The organism is Rhodovulum sulfidophilum DSM 1374, assembly GCF_001633165.1.
Lineage (GTDB): Bacteria > Pseudomonadota > Alphaproteobacteria > Rhodobacterales > Rhodobacteraceae > Rhodovulum > Rhodovulum sulfidophilum.
The window spans coordinates 993,255-1,007,647 of the sequence record NZ_CP015418.1 but is presented as its reverse complement, the minus strand read 5'-3'; the positions used below and the strand labels follow the sequence as shown (position 1 = coordinate 1,007,647).

Here is a 14,393-nt window from a genome sequence, read left to right as displayed (position 1 = left end):
CGCCCATGTTGCAGTGAACGGTGCGCCACACGAGGAGAGGCGCATTGAATCAACATGATCGCGGTCGATCAACTCTTCTGACACCGGCTTGGAATAATGCTACAGTCCGCTATATGGGAACCCGTTGAAGGGTCGGATGAGATGAGCACGGAATCCACAGAGTTTGCATCGATGACGCCGAGTGTGCCTCGTATCTTGGCGTCGCTTTATCATGTGATGAAGGAAGCTTGCGGGAGAAAAGCTTCTGTTTCACAGTACCACCTTGTGAAAACGCTCTTCCTAGCGGACCGGGCTCACCTCAACGAGTGGGGCAGGCCTATTACCTATGACAACTACACTGCGATGTACCACGGCCCGGTGCCTTCTCTGGCGTACGATTTCCTTAAGGGCAACCTGAAGGCTCTACGCGACTCCGGTGTTGCGAAGCTCCCTTGGAGGACGGTGGAGCGTAACGAAAAGGTCAAGAATTACTATCCAATAGACGGAGAGTTGGATCCGGAGGAGTTCCTCTCGGAGAGCGATATTCAGGCTCTCAACGACGCGCTCACGATAGTGCTCCGTCTTGGCTTCGGACAAATTCGAAAGCTGACCCATGAGGACAGCGCCTATGTGGATGCGTGGCGTGACGATGGGGGGAAGGCCGCCTACAAGATGAAACTCGGCCTGCTCTTCGATGAGCCGAATTTTGACCAAGCAGCCATGCTCGCGGAATATTCGCCGTATGTTTGAAGCTGGCGACGTTGTCCGCTTTCACAGTCCTACGGCGGGAAAAGAGAAGTTCCATCTGTGCCTTGGCACGATAGGCGGCGATCCGGTCTTCGCTTTTCTTCACTTGAATTCAGGGTCTGGCTATCGTGGCGATTGCGCTCTCGACGACGGCCAAGTCCCAGGGCTGCCGAGATCGCCGACCGGCCAAACAGTCGTGTCCTTTTCTGTTGTCGTTAGGATGGGAGAGGATCGGCTCAAGAAGTTTGGCGCGACGAAGACGGGCGCTATAGACGCGCACCTTGCGGGTGAGCTGGCTGCGTTTGCAAAAACTACCAGTGTGCTATCCAGACCAGATAAGGCGCTAGTTGTTTCAGCTCTCGAAGCCCTATTTTCATAGTCTCGAACTGCGTTTCCCAGTCACGTCCTGTAGCGGCCAGCCTCACCCCGGAAACTTTTTTCTTGACGTTTCTCTAGCCCCGTTGACATATTGCCGTCACCCAACCTGCGCCCGGAGCGGAACCCCCGCTGCGGGCGCTTTGCGTTCCGGGAGGCCTCATCCATGACGATCCGCAAGCTCTGCGCGGCCGCTGGCTGCGACGACCTCGCTGTGCCTGGCGCCGCGCTCTGCGAGCTGCACGAGGCGGAACGGATCGACCGGGGCCGCGCGCGGCGGGCGAAGGTGAAGACGGCCGAGGAGATCCGGCGCCGCTCGAAGCTCTATGCCAGCCCCGCCTGGAAGACCGCGCGCGCCGCCTTCCTCGAGGCCAACCCGCTCTGCGTCGATTGCGCGGGGCTCGGGCTGGTGACCCCGGCCACCGAGGTCGATCACATCGCGCGCCACGAGGGCGACCGGGCAAAGTTCTGGGATCGCTCGAACTGGCAGGCGCTCTGCAAGAGCTGCCACAGCCGCAAGACCGCCCGCGAGGTTCTCGGGCGCAACTGACACCGGGGGGTGTCCAAAAATCGACGGCCCCCCTCGGGAACCGCGCATGGGAGCTTTCCTGTTGCGCGGGCCGAATTGGCAAAAAAAGCCCACGAACATAAGCCCCTTAGGGAGGTCCGATGCGCGGTCAGAAGCCGAAGCTCGACAATGTCGTGCCGATGAAGGCCGACCAGACGGTCCCGGTGCCCGAGGCACCCGACTGGATGAGCGCCGAGGGGCGGGACGCCTGGGAGCGGCTCGCGCCGGAGCTGGCGGCCAAGCGGCGGCTCGACCCGACCTATCACGACCCGTTCGCGATCTATTGCGAGGCGGTGGCCGATGTCATCCGCTTCACCGGCGATATCGCCGCCTTCGGCAGCTGGTACGAGGTCGAGATCCCCGACCGCACCTATGTCGCGATCCTCGACTGGGCCTATAATGTCGGCCTCGGCGCGGCCGCGCGCTCGACCCTGATCCGCAAGCTCAATGCGGGCGATCTGCGCGGCGCCTGCGACGAGCTTCCGCGCTGGCGTTTCGCGGGCGGCAAGGGCATTCGCGGCCTCCTGATCCGCCGCAACAAGGCCCGCCAGCTCTGCCATGAGGGGCTCGACGGCGTTCCGGCCGATGTCCCGTTTCGCTGGGGCAGCGCATGAGGGCGCTCCTCGCGGCGCTGCTGCTGGCCGGATGCGGTGGGCTGCCGGTGCCGCTCGGCCCCAACGTCGCCGCGAATGTCCAGGCCGGGGCCGAAAACGTGCAGGGCCAGAAGGTCGAGAACGCGCCCAGCATCGTCCGGCCCCGCGCCCGCGAGATCCGCCAGGAGCAATCCGAGAACCGCCTCCGCGCCGACCGCGTCGACACCGTCATCGTCAATGTCATTCCGCCCTGGATCGTGCTGGTCGCGCTGATCGGATGGATCGCCCCCTCGCCGGGCGAGATCGGGCGGCGGATCGGGCGGCGGATCGGCGAAGCGGTCACGCGCCGCCGGGCCTGAGAGTTCCCCCCGCTTTCGGGCGGGGGCAAGGCGGTGTTGCAGCACCGCCTCACCACGCAGCCTGCGTCAACAGAAACTGCGCCGACACCCGAGAGGGAATCTGTCGCCCGGCTCTCGCGAGAGCGGGCGGACCTAGAACAGGTTCCTGACATGAACGAAATGCGAAAAACCGTCCCCGCAACCCCCGTCGCCCCCTGGATGGGCGGCAAGAAGGCCCTGCACCGGCGGATCATCGAGCGGATCGAGGCGATCCCGCACCGCACCTATGTCGAGCCCTTCCTCGGCATGGGCGGGGTCTTCCTGCGCCGAAGCTGGCGCCCGCGTCTGGAGGTGGCGAACGATCTGAACGGCGAGATCACCAATCTCTTCCGCGTGTTGCAGCGCCATTATCCGCAGCTGATGGAGGTGATGCGGTTCCAGATCACCTCGCGCCGCGAGTTCGAGCGGCTCCGGGCCTGCGATCCCGCCACGCTGACCGATCTGGAACGTGCCGCGCGGTTTCTCTACCTGCAGCGGCTGGCCTTCGGCGGCCAGCTCGGCGGGGTTTTCGCCGTGCAGCCTGGCTGCGGGCCGCGCTTCAGCCTGGCCCGGATCGGCCCGCTGCTGGACGCCGCCCATGCCCGGCTCGATGGCGTGGTCTTCGAGAACCTGCCCTGGCAGGAGGTGCTGGCGCGCTATGACGGCCCGCAGGCGCTGTTCTATCTCGATCCGCCCTATTGGGGTGGCGAGGACGATTACGGCAAGGGGCTCTTCGACCGCGACCAGTTCGCCGAGCTGGCCGAGCGCCTGGGCCGGATCAAGGGCGCCTTCCTGCTGTCGATCAACGACCGGCCCGAAATCCGCGATCTGTTCGGCGCCTTCCTGATCGAGGAGGTGCGGCTGACTTACTCGGTCTCGAAGGGCGGCGCGACCCCCGCGCGGGAGTTGATCATCGCCAATCGCGAGGTCAGGGTGGGGCTCGTATGAGTTCCCCCGGCCCGGTCGGCGTTTAACCGGATCTTGGGGGCGCCCGCGATCCGGTCAACCTGCTGCTCGTCAGCGCGTCGGCGGACCGCTCGAAAGACGCGCGCGGGCCGCTCGACTGGTTGCCGCCGGATCCGGGGCTCCGCTGCCAGTATGTCCCGCGGTTCCGGCGGATCGCCGCGAGCTACGGCTTGGTGCAGTCCGCAGCCGAGGAGCGGGAACTGGTGGCGCTGACCGGGCGGCTGTGTGGGACATAAGAGCGGGTAGCAGATGGGGTGGATGGCTCCCGCTCCCGGCGTCGCGATGCGCCATACTGCAGGTGTCAGAATCTGCAATTGAGAGGAGCCACCCCATGCAAGTTACCACTGTCGGCCTCGACCTGGCCAAGAACATCTTTCATGTCCACGGAGTTACCGAGACCGGAGAGGTCGCCTTCAATCGGCCTTTACGCCGGGCGCAGGTGCTGGCGTTCTTCGAGCGACTGCCGCCCTGCCTCATCGGCATCGAAGCCTGCGCATCGAGCCACCACTGGGGCCGTGAGCTTACGAAGCTCGGTCATACTGTCCGGCTGATGCCGCCGATGTACGTCAAACCCTACGTGAAACGGGGCAAGTCCGATGCGGTCGATGCAGAAGCCATTTGCGAGGCCGTGACGCGGCCGACGATGCGGTTTGTCGAGATCAAGTCCGAGGACCAGCAGGCGCTTCTCTCCTTGCATCGCGCACGGGACTTCGTGGTTCGACAGCGCACTCAGTTGATCAACATGCTCCGAAGCCTGGCCGCGGAGTTCGGGATCGCCATCGCTCGGGGCGTCGCGCGGGCCATCGATTTTGCGAAAGGGATCATCGAGGGCAAGCAGTCCGGGTTCCCCGAGCTCGCCCAGGACGTTCTGCGGGTCCTCAGCCGTCAGCTGGTCGAGCTCCACAACCGCTTTCGCTGGTACGAGATCACGATGCGTATCCAGGCTCGTCTCAGCCGCCAGGCGCAACTCCTGCAGAGCATTCCCGGAGTTGGGCCGGTCACCGCCTCGGCCGTGGCCGCCACGATCGGATCGGGTCACCAGTTCAAGAGTGGGCGGGAATTTGCGGCGTGGCTTGGTCTGACACCGCGCAACCACTCCAGCGGTGGCAAGGAGCGCTTAGGGAAGATCACCAAGATGGGCGATCGGTATCTGCGTCAGCTTATCGTCGTCGGCATGACATCGCGTGTGCGGCAGGTCTCCAACCATCCGGAGCGTGCCGATCCCTGGCTGACGAAGCTGCTGCAGAGGAAGCCTGCCCGGCTCGCGACCGTCGCCATGGCGAACAAGACGGCGCGGATCATGTGGGCGGTGCTGACCAGGAACGAATCCTACCGACCTCACACAGCCTGAGACATACCGAAACAGCGAGATAGCAAGACCGACGATGTGATGGTGTACCCTTCAGCCGCAACGATCAGGAAGCTCCGCCGAATGTCCCGGGCGAAATTGCCCGCAAAGCAGATAGGAACCTGATCTGCGGATCCCATCAGGGCCAGCGGTGTGAACCGCGCAAACAGGCCGGACACAAGACTGCTTCTGAAAAGGTGCGCGAGATCATTTACGACTTGCTATGCGGGAGCCATCCACACAGGACTTTCGCGACCGTTCCCAGGCCTCGGTCGGGCTTCCCTAAACCGGACCTTCGCCGCCCCTTGACGTCGAGTCGGCAGGATCTCTGAAGTCTCGACGGATACCCTCTCGCCCCAACGTTGATCATATGCGCCAAGTCGTTAGATCCATTTGGCCAGGGCTCACCGCACCTCCACCATCGCCAACGCGATGCCGTGAGCACAGAGTTGCGAAAATTAAAAAAAACAGGGATAAAAACTGGACACGTTATCCCAAATGGCGCCCCTCGGCGGAATGCGTGTGGAGGTGATGCGAATGTTTCTCAAAGACAAGCGAGAGTCGATCTTAACGAATGCGGCATTGTCAATCGCATACGTACTTGTCGTTATGCAGGGCCGGAATATAGAGTCGGCAATTCGATCAATAAATTCACCTGAGGAAGAATATGGCCTCCTGACAAATGTTTTTCTAGCCGCCACTCAGCTATCATCAGATTATACGCTGTGGTTTGTATCTGGCATAATCTTCGTCGGGATGGCCTCCATATTAACTCTATCAATCAGAGGACTTGGGCTCTGGCCTTTGGGCCTATCAATCGCATGCTCTTTTATCGGCCTATGTGCAATTGACGCGATAATGGCAAGATCTGTTTGGATCGGCTTTGGGCGCAGCGGTATTTATAATCTTCTTGGATCGGCGTTCACCATATTCACGATCTCTGCGTCTTTCGCCTTCTTTCGAGCTCAATCGAGAAGATTGAGCTCAGGGGTTAAAGTTCTTATTGTTTGTGGCGCTATCGCGTCTTTCGAGCTTTCTGCTCTTCAGATATTCTTCGTACATCGGCCTGAACTCATAAAGGCCCACATAAGTAGAAGTTCGAATCTCGAAATTTTGGCACACCCAGAAAGGGAGCAAATTTACATCGATAACCTAGAGGACCTTCAGTTTCGCGCCGGAGAAAATTTCACTGCAAGCGCGTCTTCTCAGCCGCCATACCGTCTTAACATCGAGGCATTTTTCGTGCCAGACTGCCTGGATCTCGAATCAGCTCTCCGATCAACCCTGCAAAATCCAATTATTTCAGCTCAAGGAGTTGATAGATTTTCCATTAGATCAGATAATTATTCTACTTGGGCTTCCCTTGACGCCAGTGAGGTGAGTTACACTACTAGCGGAAACGGTGTTTCTCAATACTACGTGGGATTAGATGCGGATGAAGGGCCATTCAATATAAGCAGTTTCTTTATGAGTGGCCAGAAGTTCACCGCAAAGGGGAGAGATTTTAATCTACTTATTAGCGCAACGAATTTCGCACCAAGTGGACAAAAGTACGCGAACGTCGGATATAGGGTCGCGCCAGTTCAATTTTCAATAGATATCGATGGTGATGAAAGCTTGCTCAAATTCACCCCGAAACCTATAGACTATGACAGGGAGTTGTCGTGCCGAAGCATTGATATTAACGATGAGGCGGCAGGCGCGCCAAGCCTTTTACTAAAGATACGACCGCAAAGCACGGATCCATTGTTTTTTTCGACCCATCCGCTCTCGATATCTATTGAGCCAGGTATGGGGTATATGATCGCCACCCCCGACCCTCAAAAGGCAAATAAATTCCAAAAAAAGGCGACGTGGTTCAACTCGATGGGATCAAGTGGCGGGATAATTCTCGAAGGAGAAAGAGAGGCAAATATTGGCAATGGTAACTTTAGTGCATATGGGGATTTTTTGCTTTCATTGAATGGTCGTTCGGTTTATGTGGACGGAATATACACGTCGATGACCTACAATGGTTTCGTTCGCCGCGCAACGATCTGGACAAGGATGTCGGAGGCGCTTCAAGCCACGCTCTTAACGTTGACGGTCTCATTCTTCGCCTTCATCGCGCGTTGCATCTATGTGCGCCGGTCACAGTTCGTTGTGGGCATTCGCACTATTTTCTATTGACTAGGAAATTGCCGCGCCGCGTTCAGCATCGGACAGCACGTTGGCCATTCCGCGTGATATTCATATAGATGGCTTCATCGGCGAGCTGACGTAACATTTGTCAGAGGATGTTAAATTGCAGGGCATGCCACGATACCGGGCCTACTCGAATCCTGCGTCATCAGCTTCACTGCTGAAGGTAAACGGATCTTCAACGGCTGGCTCCTCTGATTGCGAGGTTTGTACATTCTCTGAACCTTGGCGGCCACAAGGCACGCCGCAACCGGGACGAAAGGCCGCTTTGCGACCTTTAGGGCTACGGGCGCCGGAACGCTGAATGTTGGCGGACGGCAGCAAGCGGCAGAGAGCGCCCGAGCGGGCGGCCAGAGGGGCTCCAGCTCCAAGCTGCGCCGCCGCAGGTCCGCTCCGAGCCCAGAATGACGGATACTGCGTGATGCATGGGGTATGAAAGAGGATGTCTTGGTGTTGATAAGCTCGATATTTGATCGGTAATGTTTCAGACTACCACCAGCTCGGGGTATGGAATGGATCGCGAGCAGTCTTGTTTGCTTCTGAAATTAGCAGATCGGCCAATGCGTCCGGTTCTAGCGACGTCCACAGCTTTCCATCGCCACTGTTTGGATCGCGGACGGCCTTGGCAAAACTGAAGAACAGCATGTCCTCGGATTGATCCCGATTTAGCGAAAGATGCTTCTTCGTCCTTCGAACCTGCATCCAGACCAACCCAATCTGACATTTCATAGCAGCATTCGGGATTGTTATCGCACCAGTGGTCTTATCCTTGATCTTCCACCCGGTTAACCACCCTTGAGAAACCGAAAAATATGTGCTGTCAAAAATTACCATCGCTCAAGAACTCCATTTTTCTAGGCATCAAATCTCTTTGAAGGGACCGATGCCTACTTTAGACTTAACTTCCAAAACCTACCGTTTCTATCATGAACCCACTATAGCTAAGGTCTGGAAAGTCCGCTCTCCGGACCTTGGCGGCCTGAGTGCATGCTGCAGCCGGGATGAACGGCCGCTTCCGTGATCGGCAGGCGGTTCGGGCTCGGGGCGTCGAACGGCGGCTATCGGCAGGGAGCACCCAGGCGGTGTCACTCCGGTGCACAAGAACCACGCCGCAGGTCCGCTCCGCCTGCGTTGCTGGATGAGAGTTGTTCCGTGGGTCGAGCGGATGTCCGCTTCGGCGTTTCGTCAAGCATCGACGGCATGGAGCGTCGAACGGCGGCTATCGGCGGCTTGTGATGATACGTCGCACTTGGCACGAGCGGCCGCCAGCGGCGAACTTCCTCTCGGCGCTCGGCAGCTATGCTGCACTGCCTCAGGTCGCCCTCGAACCCCAGATTGTAAGGTTGATGCGTAGTTCTGGACACATCCATTCAGCACCAGACGGCACGGCAAAGGCACGAAGCGCTTTACAAAACTTATAACGAACGCTTATTTGCTTGAAAAACTAGAGAGATATGCCATGCGCTTATTTGCCCTCGCTTCATTCGCCCTTGCGCTTTCCGCTTGCGTGGAGGGCACCCGCTACGAAAATGCTATTACTGCTGCGCGTGCGTCTGGACAGCCGTTAGTTATTACTCGCGTGGCAACCAGCCAGCCCAACTCAGCGGGCGGAGTGGATGTGAGTATCGACGGCATCAATACCTCAAATAAGACGGTGAAGTATCTGGACTATACGCTCCGCGCATACAATGCCGTTGGCGACCCGGTTCGAGGCGAAATACGTCGAAGGAACGATGCTTCGGTCCGCGAGACCGGCCCCATCGCGCCCGGCGGAAAGACAGCGCCGGGGGTATGGTCAAACATGTGGTATAATTATTCGATAACGTGCGCTCGCATATCCAGCGTGACCGTAATTTTCATGGACAACAGCTCTAGGAAGTTTACCGGTCAATCTATTAATGATTTACTCGCCCCAGGGGCGTATCAACGCTGCAATTGATACGACTTGATGTGGCCGATGAAACCAGCTCTGCGAACTTCACACGTACAGCTGTTTTGAACGGCAGCTTTCGTAACCTGCGGTCAGCTTGGGCTTGAGCCATCGAACGTCTTCTCTCGGCAGGGAGCGCCGGAGTGGGCGGCCCTAGGCGCTCGATCTAAGCCCAAGGACTGTGGGCGTTGGTGCGCGTGTATGCGAACATCGGGGAGGCTCCTGAGGAAGTTATCCCCGCCATTCTCGGATCATCCCGCGAAAATCCAAAATCGAACGTCTCTATAATTCGGGGTTGGGCTCACCCCCTCACCACGGGGGGTTGACCTCTCCAGCCCCGCTGCGGGCATCTTCCGAGCCGCTCCGCTTCAACCCCCTGCTTCGCGGTCCCTCCGGGGGTCTGTCAGCGCCTACGCCTGAAGGTCGTAAACTTCCACGATGATGCCGAATATCAGCATGAAGAGTATCGCACCGACAATGATCGCAACCGCTGCAGCACCGTCTCCAGCGCTATCGAGCCCATCGAACGAGAGACCACCGCCACACTTCGGACAGGGCTTCTTGTTGGCGTTCTCGAGGCGGCGAGTGGTCCGCCACCCACACCTAGTGCAGCGAAGCGGTATTCCGGCGCGCGGCGGTATAAGTCCCCTCCATTTCGGTCTTGCTTCAAACGAACGCACCTCCTCTCCGAAAGGAGGTGCCCATGAAAAACGCACTGCTTTGGCTTGCCCGCCAGATCATCCGCGCTCTGATCGAATGGTAACCGAAGGCGCCCCCCCCATCCACTCATCAAGCCGCACTTTGGCCCGAGCTGCCTCTGCCTCATGATCCCGGACATCCAGAACGCCCAGCCTCTCGCAGATCGGCTCGACCGCCTCGGCAATGAATGCATGTATCACCAAGGTTGCGCGTTCGACCACCTCAGCCTGATCGACCTTCGCCAAACCCCGATGTTCCGGTGGTGGTTTCAGGTCCGAAGAACCACTTGGAAACTCGCGATCTAAGTTATTGAAATGTCGTGGTACCGCGATTTGGAACTTCTCCCGGCATCGTATTGATTTTACGTCATTCGCGGCGTCCTGCCGGGGTCACCACAAAATCAAAGACTTACGCGGCCTTTTGGTGTTTGCACTCTGGTTCGTTGAACCAGTTTCGGGGCTCCGAACTCCAAAGACCCGGCCGCGCGGCGCAAATGTTCCGGGCTGAACCTGGCATAGGTCGAGCGCGTGATGTTCGGATTCGTGTGCCCGAGATACTCCGCAATCTCCTCGATCGGCACCCCGGCCTCCGCCATGAAGCGGCCAGCGGTCCGGCGCAGATCGTGCGGCGTGCAGTGATCAATTCCGGCGCGGGCAACGGCAGCATTGAAGCCGGTCTTGATCGATCGCACAGGCCGACCGCCCCACTCCACCACGAAATCCGACACCGCTGCCCGCTGTGCGTCTTGCAATGCCGCCATCAGCGTGTCGTTGATCGGAACAGTTGCACGCCCCTTGCGCGGCCCCAGATCGTTGGCCGCCAACCGGATCGTGCGGCTTGCGAAATCGACCCGGTCCCAGGTCAATTCCAGGATCGCCCCGCTACGCCCTGCGGTCGTCAACATCAGAAGCATCGCAAGCTTGATATGCGGATCCAGAGCTGCGGCAAGCAGCCGGTCCACGGACAGATGCCCGAAGGCAGGCAGGATCACCTTGGCCGCGAAATCCATCTTCTCACCCTGGCGGCGGTCGCCCATTTCCGCCCGATATGCGCCCCATACCTGCGCAACAGTCATGCCCGCAGGCGGCGCGTCCAGCCTCAGGATGAGGTCGCGCGCTTCCCGCTCGGCCTCCCGGGCCGTGTTCGCCTCAAGACGATAGCGTCGACGTTTGCCCTCGTCGTCGGTCCAGATGACGACATGTCGGCCCTTGAGGCGGCCGATTCGATAGTCCCGCATTCGAAATCCTTCACTGTCTGTGCTGCGATCCTGAGAAGGCGCCCCCCGACTCGGAAAGCTGGCAACCTCCCCTCGCGGATCATTGCCCGCACGGTCTCTCCGGAACAGCCCCACCGCTCGGCCAGCATGTCGGGCGTGTAGGGGCGCTGGCGCTCAGCCATCGTCCCGGCCCTCCTGCTTGAGGGCGGCGCGGATACGGTCCGGCTCGGCCTCTGCAGCTTCGGTGCGGGCTCTTGCGGCCGACAGCATCTCCCGGAAGTACCGCTCCTGGCTTTCTGCAATGTCGCCGTCCACATAGCGGTGGAACTCGCAGTCGCGATCTCCTTCCCATCGCGGAACGGTGGCATGTTCGGAAAAGACATGCCGACCATCGGCGTCATGCTCCCCGCATTCGGCCGCCCAGATCTCTCTGGGCCATTCAATATCAGCCATCACGCAGCCTCCTTCATTTCCTGCCCGCCCCACTGATCGGCGCAGGCCTGGGCCGCGCCCTCGAAGGTACGGGATCTGATCTTCCAGCGGTCCTCTGCGGGCAGCAGGTCGCAGGACCAGACGTCATGACCCCGCGCGGCGAACCGCCTCCGCGCCGACCGCGTCGAGACCGTCATCGTCAATGTCATCCCGCCCTGGATCGTGCTGGTCGCGCTGATCGGCTGGATCGCACCCTCGCCCGGCGAGATCGGGCGGCGGATCGGCGAGGCGGTCAGAGGAAAACGCTGAGCCTCATGACCTCAGTCTGTGCAACGCCAAATGGCGGAACAGGAAAGTTGCGTGAGCGATCGATCACATTGCATCACTGATCAAAATGAACACAAGGCCCTCAATGAATGATTTGCCACTGCCCCGCCTGGTCCTTCCAGAAGTAAATAAGCAACACACCCTCCTCACCGTACGTTCCATTTCGATAGGTCAATGGCATTGGAACAAGTGCGGCAAGACGACCATCACCATAGATGCGCAGTTCAGATTTCGATGTATCTAACGGGAGAAATTCTGTGCCGCTTTCAGGCCCGAACATTGGGAGAACATTCAGTTCAATGAACTGTTCCAAGCTGACCCCGAACGCCCCAGCTTGCCGTGAAAAATAAGGAGCGAGGGCGGCAGTCAAACCGTCAAATCCTCCGGAAACCTGTGAATGCAGCTTTGCATATTGCTCTAGAATTTCATGTTTCATGTTTACGTCCGGATTCAGGTATTGCCCCTGCATCCATGCAAGTGGAGGCAAGTCCAGTCCGACTTCCAGAGACATGCCGAACATGTTCTGTTCGTCGGTGGACGTGATCGTACCGACCTCAGATGCCTCAAGCCATTCTTGACCTGCATATGTGACGGAGAAGTCTCCTTCCGGCGCATCCGCTCCAAAGCGATATTGGACATCTATCGCAAAAGCGCGATCATCAAAAGGCATCGGGAAATCGGTTGCTGGCCAATATCCAAACCGCGCATGGACATGTCGGTCCCAGCCAGGCGATGCTTCGGCTTCCGGGAAAACTGACAGAGTGACCGAATTCTTGCCCGAAGCGAATGCACTGTTCAGCGTCATGACCGTTGAAAACGGCCCGTCTGATCCGAGTGGGAACGACGGATCCGAGATAGGGACATCATTCACCCGCAAGTCAAGCTTCACACCGGCAAGAGAAATGTCCATTCCAAGTGCGGTTTGGATCGGGTCACGTTCGTTTGCCATTACTGAACCTCCGATGGCACTGATTATAAATATGAAAATCACCTTAAAAATATGTTTCATACAACACCTCCGGCCTGCGAATGACGACCTCACCATTTACCGCACGGGAGCTATAAAACATTGCTTTTGCTTGTGAGGTGTAGGTGATTTTAATCCCATCCCACTCCGACTTTACATTCAGCTTGTTGTCTTTCATATTTTCTTTCTGTTGTGCTGTCAGTGTTTTGAGAGTGACCTTGATTGAAGAGGCAGCTTTTCCAGAAGCGCTTAAGGAACCGCTTATTCTGTAAATCCGCCCTTCTGCCTCTACGATAGCCACGACGGCCAATCCCAGAGATCCGCCGACTTCTCCCGCGCCATCCCATTTAGGTGAATTGACGGTCCGCTTCAGATCTACTGTTCCGATCCCTATTTGACCTGTGATTTCCAAAGTGACGCCAGCCTTCGCAACAAAGTGTGCCGGGCCATCTTTACTTCCAACCCCTTTGGCCGCAGTATCACGGGCTTTCTGCAAAGCTGCGGCAAGGCCGGATGCTGCGCTTGCCCGCGCCGCAGTCAAAAGTGCATCAATAATATCGAGCTTGGCTTCAATACCGATCAGAGGAGCAAAGCCCATTGTGACATTCGCTTCGATTCCAACCGAAGCCGGGTCGGAGGGATGCTCGACCAGTTTGAATTTGCTGGTTCCAAGATCGACCTTGTGGAACACGGAGATCGAAGAATGTGTGGAATTTTCGCTGGTTCTCGCCCCCTCACCAGTCAAGCCTTGAAGTTTGGAGAGCGTTTTGTCGAGAAACGGAACGAGGGATCGGGAATGGTTTTCCGGATCGGTTTTACTCTCTCCCTCACCCTCGATGGAAAAGGTCGTTGCGCCGAAGGTCCCGTCGAGTTTGCCTGTCAAGGCAACGCTGGGGACAAAGGTAAAGTCCGTGTAGTAGGTGCCTTTGATCTCGTATCCAAAACTTGCAGCCGTCCACTCGAGTCTGGGATAAACTTGAAGCACGCTGTTGAACGTTGTCTCGCCACTGCAGGTGTCGAGCTTCAGTGAATAGTTTGTTCCAATCTTCTCCAGATCCCCCAGTAGCGTGTACTTCGTGGCGTTGACAAATCTTTCAATGTCCGTCTGGCCCAGATCTGTATCTCCGGGGTAGGTAAGCTTGATTTCATAGTCTTCTGCGGTCTTCTCTTCGGTCTCACCACCTTCCATTTTGATCAGGGATTTCGGCATCTGCTTTGGCATGATGCAGTCGCCATGGGGCGTCCTGTCGAGTGTCACCTTCAATAGATCGTATCCAGAGGAGCCGCCTTGGTCTGCAACAAGCACGAGCTTGCAATTCGTTTGCCCATTCGCCTTTTCCTCCTGAGGTAGGGTGAGGCGCGCGTCGCTATGCGAGCAGCCAAGCGTTATCGAGTTCACGCAGCAAGGCATAGCCGCCGCACAATCGCATCCCGCTTTGCCTTGGGGCTGATCGTGCACCGCTTCAGCTGGCGGAATGGCGCCATCCGAACTCATCGGCTCGCCGCCGTTGGACAGGTAATCCTGATACTGATTCTGCGCCGTAATTTGGCTGACCGTTTCGCCCTGGGCACGGGCATTGGCAATCGACCGCATGGTTTGCAGGGGGGAAGAGAATTTACCAGGATGCGCGCCGACCAACGCTTCAATATCATCTATTGTCGGAACATAATATTTCATGAAACGCGCA

At 58.1% G+C, this 14,393-nt stretch carries 15 protein-coding genes; 8 read left to right on the top strand and 7 right to left on the bottom strand.

Going from position 1 to position 14,393, the window contains the following annotated elements; genetic code table 11:
* The first annotated feature begins 141 nt into the window (after positions 1-141).
* The 7 genes from A6W98_RS04905 (at position 142) to A6W98_RS20895 (ending at position 7,122) form a co-directional block, all read left to right on the top strand.
* A complete protein-coding gene (locus A6W98_RS04905) occupies positions 142-729 on the top strand; it encodes a Panacea domain-containing protein (RefSeq protein WP_042458584.1) in 588 nt (195 codons plus the stop codon).
* A 538-nt stretch (positions 730-1,267) separates the two neighbouring features.
* Entirely contained in the window at positions 1,268-1,651 is a 384-nt protein-coding gene (locus A6W98_RS04900; protein WP_042458581.1) for an HNH endonuclease, read from the top strand.
* Between the two features lie 119 nt (positions 1,652-1,770).
* Positions 1,771-2,283, top strand: coding sequence for a glycoside hydrolase family protein (locus tag A6W98_RS20190; protein ID WP_045291834.1), 513 nt, complete (start codon positions 1,771-1,773; stop codon positions 2,281-2,283).
* Positions 2,280-2,621 (top strand): bacteriophage spanin2 family protein, encoded by a 342-nt coding sequence (locus A6W98_RS04890; protein ID WP_042456270.1) that lies wholly within the window; start codon positions 2,280-2,282, stop codon positions 2,619-2,621. Before A6W98_RS20190 ends, A6W98_RS04890 begins: the two co-directional genes overlap by 4 nt.
* A 159-nt stretch (positions 2,622-2,780) precedes the next feature.
* The gene (locus A6W98_RS04885) at positions 2,781-3,587 is read left to right on the top strand and encodes a DNA adenine methylase (RefSeq protein ID WP_042464563.1); all 807 of its coding nucleotides are present in this window, start codon (positions 2,781-2,783) and stop codon (positions 3,585-3,587) included.
* A 349-nt stretch (positions 3,588-3,936) separates the two neighbouring features.
* A complete protein-coding gene (locus A6W98_RS04880; protein WP_042456306.1) occupies positions 3,937-4,956 on the top strand; it encodes an IS110 family RNA-guided transposase in 1,020 nt (339 codons plus the stop codon).
* A gap of 534 nt (positions 4,957-5,490) precedes the next feature.
* Positions 5,491-7,122, top strand: a complete 1,632-nt coding sequence (locus tag A6W98_RS20895; protein WP_155734725.1) for a hypothetical protein — start codon at positions 5,491-5,493, stop codon at positions 7,120-7,122.
* Between the two features lie 501 nt (positions 7,123-7,623).
* Here A6W98_RS20895 and A6W98_RS20890 read toward each other — a convergent pair.
* Entirely contained in the window at positions 7,624-7,968 is a 345-nt protein-coding gene (locus A6W98_RS20890; protein ID WP_155734724.1) for a hypothetical protein, read from the bottom strand.
* 625 nt (positions 7,969-8,593) lie between these two features.
* Here A6W98_RS20890 and A6W98_RS20885 point away from each other — a divergent pair.
* Complete coding sequence (locus tag A6W98_RS20885; RefSeq protein ID WP_155734723.1) at positions 8,594-9,073, top strand: hypothetical protein; 480 nt, start codon at positions 8,594-8,596, stop codon at positions 9,071-9,073.
* Between the two features lie 1,090 nt (positions 9,074-10,163).
* Here the strand turns inward: A6W98_RS20885 and A6W98_RS04870 are convergent.
* From A6W98_RS04870 to A6W98_RS20865, 6 genes are all read right to left on the bottom strand, one after another.
* Entirely contained in the window at positions 10,164-10,955 is a 792-nt protein-coding gene (locus A6W98_RS04870; protein WP_406679226.1) for a site-specific integrase, read from the bottom strand.
* Positions 10,862-11,128 carry an excisionase family DNA-binding protein gene (locus A6W98_RS22295; RefSeq protein ID WP_406679224.1) on the bottom strand — a complete coding sequence of 89 codons (267 nt, stop codon included), beginning with the start codon at positions 11,126-11,128 and terminating at the stop codon, positions 10,862-10,864. Before A6W98_RS22295 ends, A6W98_RS04870 begins: the two co-directional genes overlap by 94 nt.
* A gap of 25 nt (positions 11,129-11,153) precedes the next feature.
* On the bottom strand, positions 11,154-11,432 hold the full coding sequence (locus A6W98_RS20875; protein ID WP_042458574.1) for a hypothetical protein: 279 nt from the start codon (positions 11,430-11,432) through the stop codon (positions 11,154-11,156).
* A complete protein-coding gene (locus tag A6W98_RS04860; protein WP_063490880.1) occupies positions 11,432-11,620 on the bottom strand; it encodes a hypothetical protein in 189 nt (62 codons plus the stop codon). The genes A6W98_RS20875 and A6W98_RS04860 overlap by 1 nt, the downstream gene beginning before the upstream one ends.
* A gap of 200 nt (positions 11,621-11,820) precedes the next feature.
* Positions 11,821-12,747, bottom strand: a complete 927-nt coding sequence (locus tag A6W98_RS20870) for a hypothetical protein (RefSeq protein WP_155734722.1) — start codon at positions 12,745-12,747, stop codon at positions 11,821-11,823.
* The gene (locus tag A6W98_RS20865) at positions 12,731-14,383 is read right to left on the bottom strand and encodes a hypothetical protein (RefSeq protein WP_155734721.1); all 1,653 of its coding nucleotides are present in this window, start codon (positions 14,381-14,383) and stop codon (positions 12,731-12,733) included. The genes A6W98_RS20870 and A6W98_RS20865 overlap by 17 nt, the downstream gene beginning before the upstream one ends.
* Positions 14,384-14,393 lie beyond the last annotated feature (10 nt).

Coding starts and splice junctions, on each gene's coding strand:
- A6W98_RS04905 (WP_042458584.1), top strand. CDS start 142: ATGAGCACGGAATCCACAGAGTTTGCATCGATGACGCCGAGTGTGCCT.
- A6W98_RS04900 (WP_042458581.1), top strand. CDS start 1,268: ATGACGATCCGCAAGCTCTGCGCGGCCGCTGGCTGCGACGACCTCGCT.
- A6W98_RS20190 (WP_045291834.1), top strand. CDS start 1,771: ATGCGCGGTCAGAAGCCGAAGCTCGACAATGTCGTGCCGATGAAGGCC.
- A6W98_RS04890 (WP_042456270.1), top strand. CDS start 2,280: ATGAGGGCGCTCCTCGCGGCGCTGCTGCTGGCCGGATGCGGTGGGCTG.
- A6W98_RS04885 (WP_042464563.1), top strand. CDS start 2,781: ATGCGAAAAACCGTCCCCGCAACCCCCGTCGCCCCCTGGATGGGCGGC.
- A6W98_RS04880 (WP_042456306.1), top strand. CDS start 3,937: ATGCAAGTTACCACTGTCGGCCTCGACCTGGCCAAGAACATCTTTCAT.
- A6W98_RS20895 (WP_155734725.1), top strand. CDS start 5,491: ATGTTTCTCAAAGACAAGCGAGAGTCGATCTTAACGAATGCGGCATTG.
- A6W98_RS20890 (WP_155734724.1), bottom strand. CDS start 7,968: ATGGTAATTTTTGACAGCACATATTTTTCGGTTTCTCAAGGGTGGTTA.
- A6W98_RS20885 (WP_155734723.1), top strand. CDS start 8,594: ATGCGCTTATTTGCCCTCGCTTCATTCGCCCTTGCGCTTTCCGCTTGC.
- A6W98_RS22295 (WP_406679224.1), bottom strand. CDS start 11,128: ATGCTGGCCGAGCGGTGGGGCTGTTCCGGAGAGACCGTGCGGGCAATG.
- A6W98_RS20875 (WP_042458574.1), bottom strand. CDS start 11,432: ATGGCTGATATTGAATGGCCCAGAGAGATCTGGGCGGCCGAATGCGGG.
- A6W98_RS04860 (WP_063490880.1), bottom strand. CDS start 11,620: ATGACATTGACGATGACGGTCTCGACGCGGTCGGCGCGGAGGCGGTTC.
- A6W98_RS20870 (WP_155734722.1), bottom strand. CDS start 12,747: ATGAAACATATTTTTAAGGTGATTTTCATATTTATAATCAGTGCCATC.
- A6W98_RS20865 (WP_155734721.1), bottom strand. CDS start 14,383: ATGAAATATTATGTTCCGACAATAGATGATATTGAAGCGTTGGTCGGC.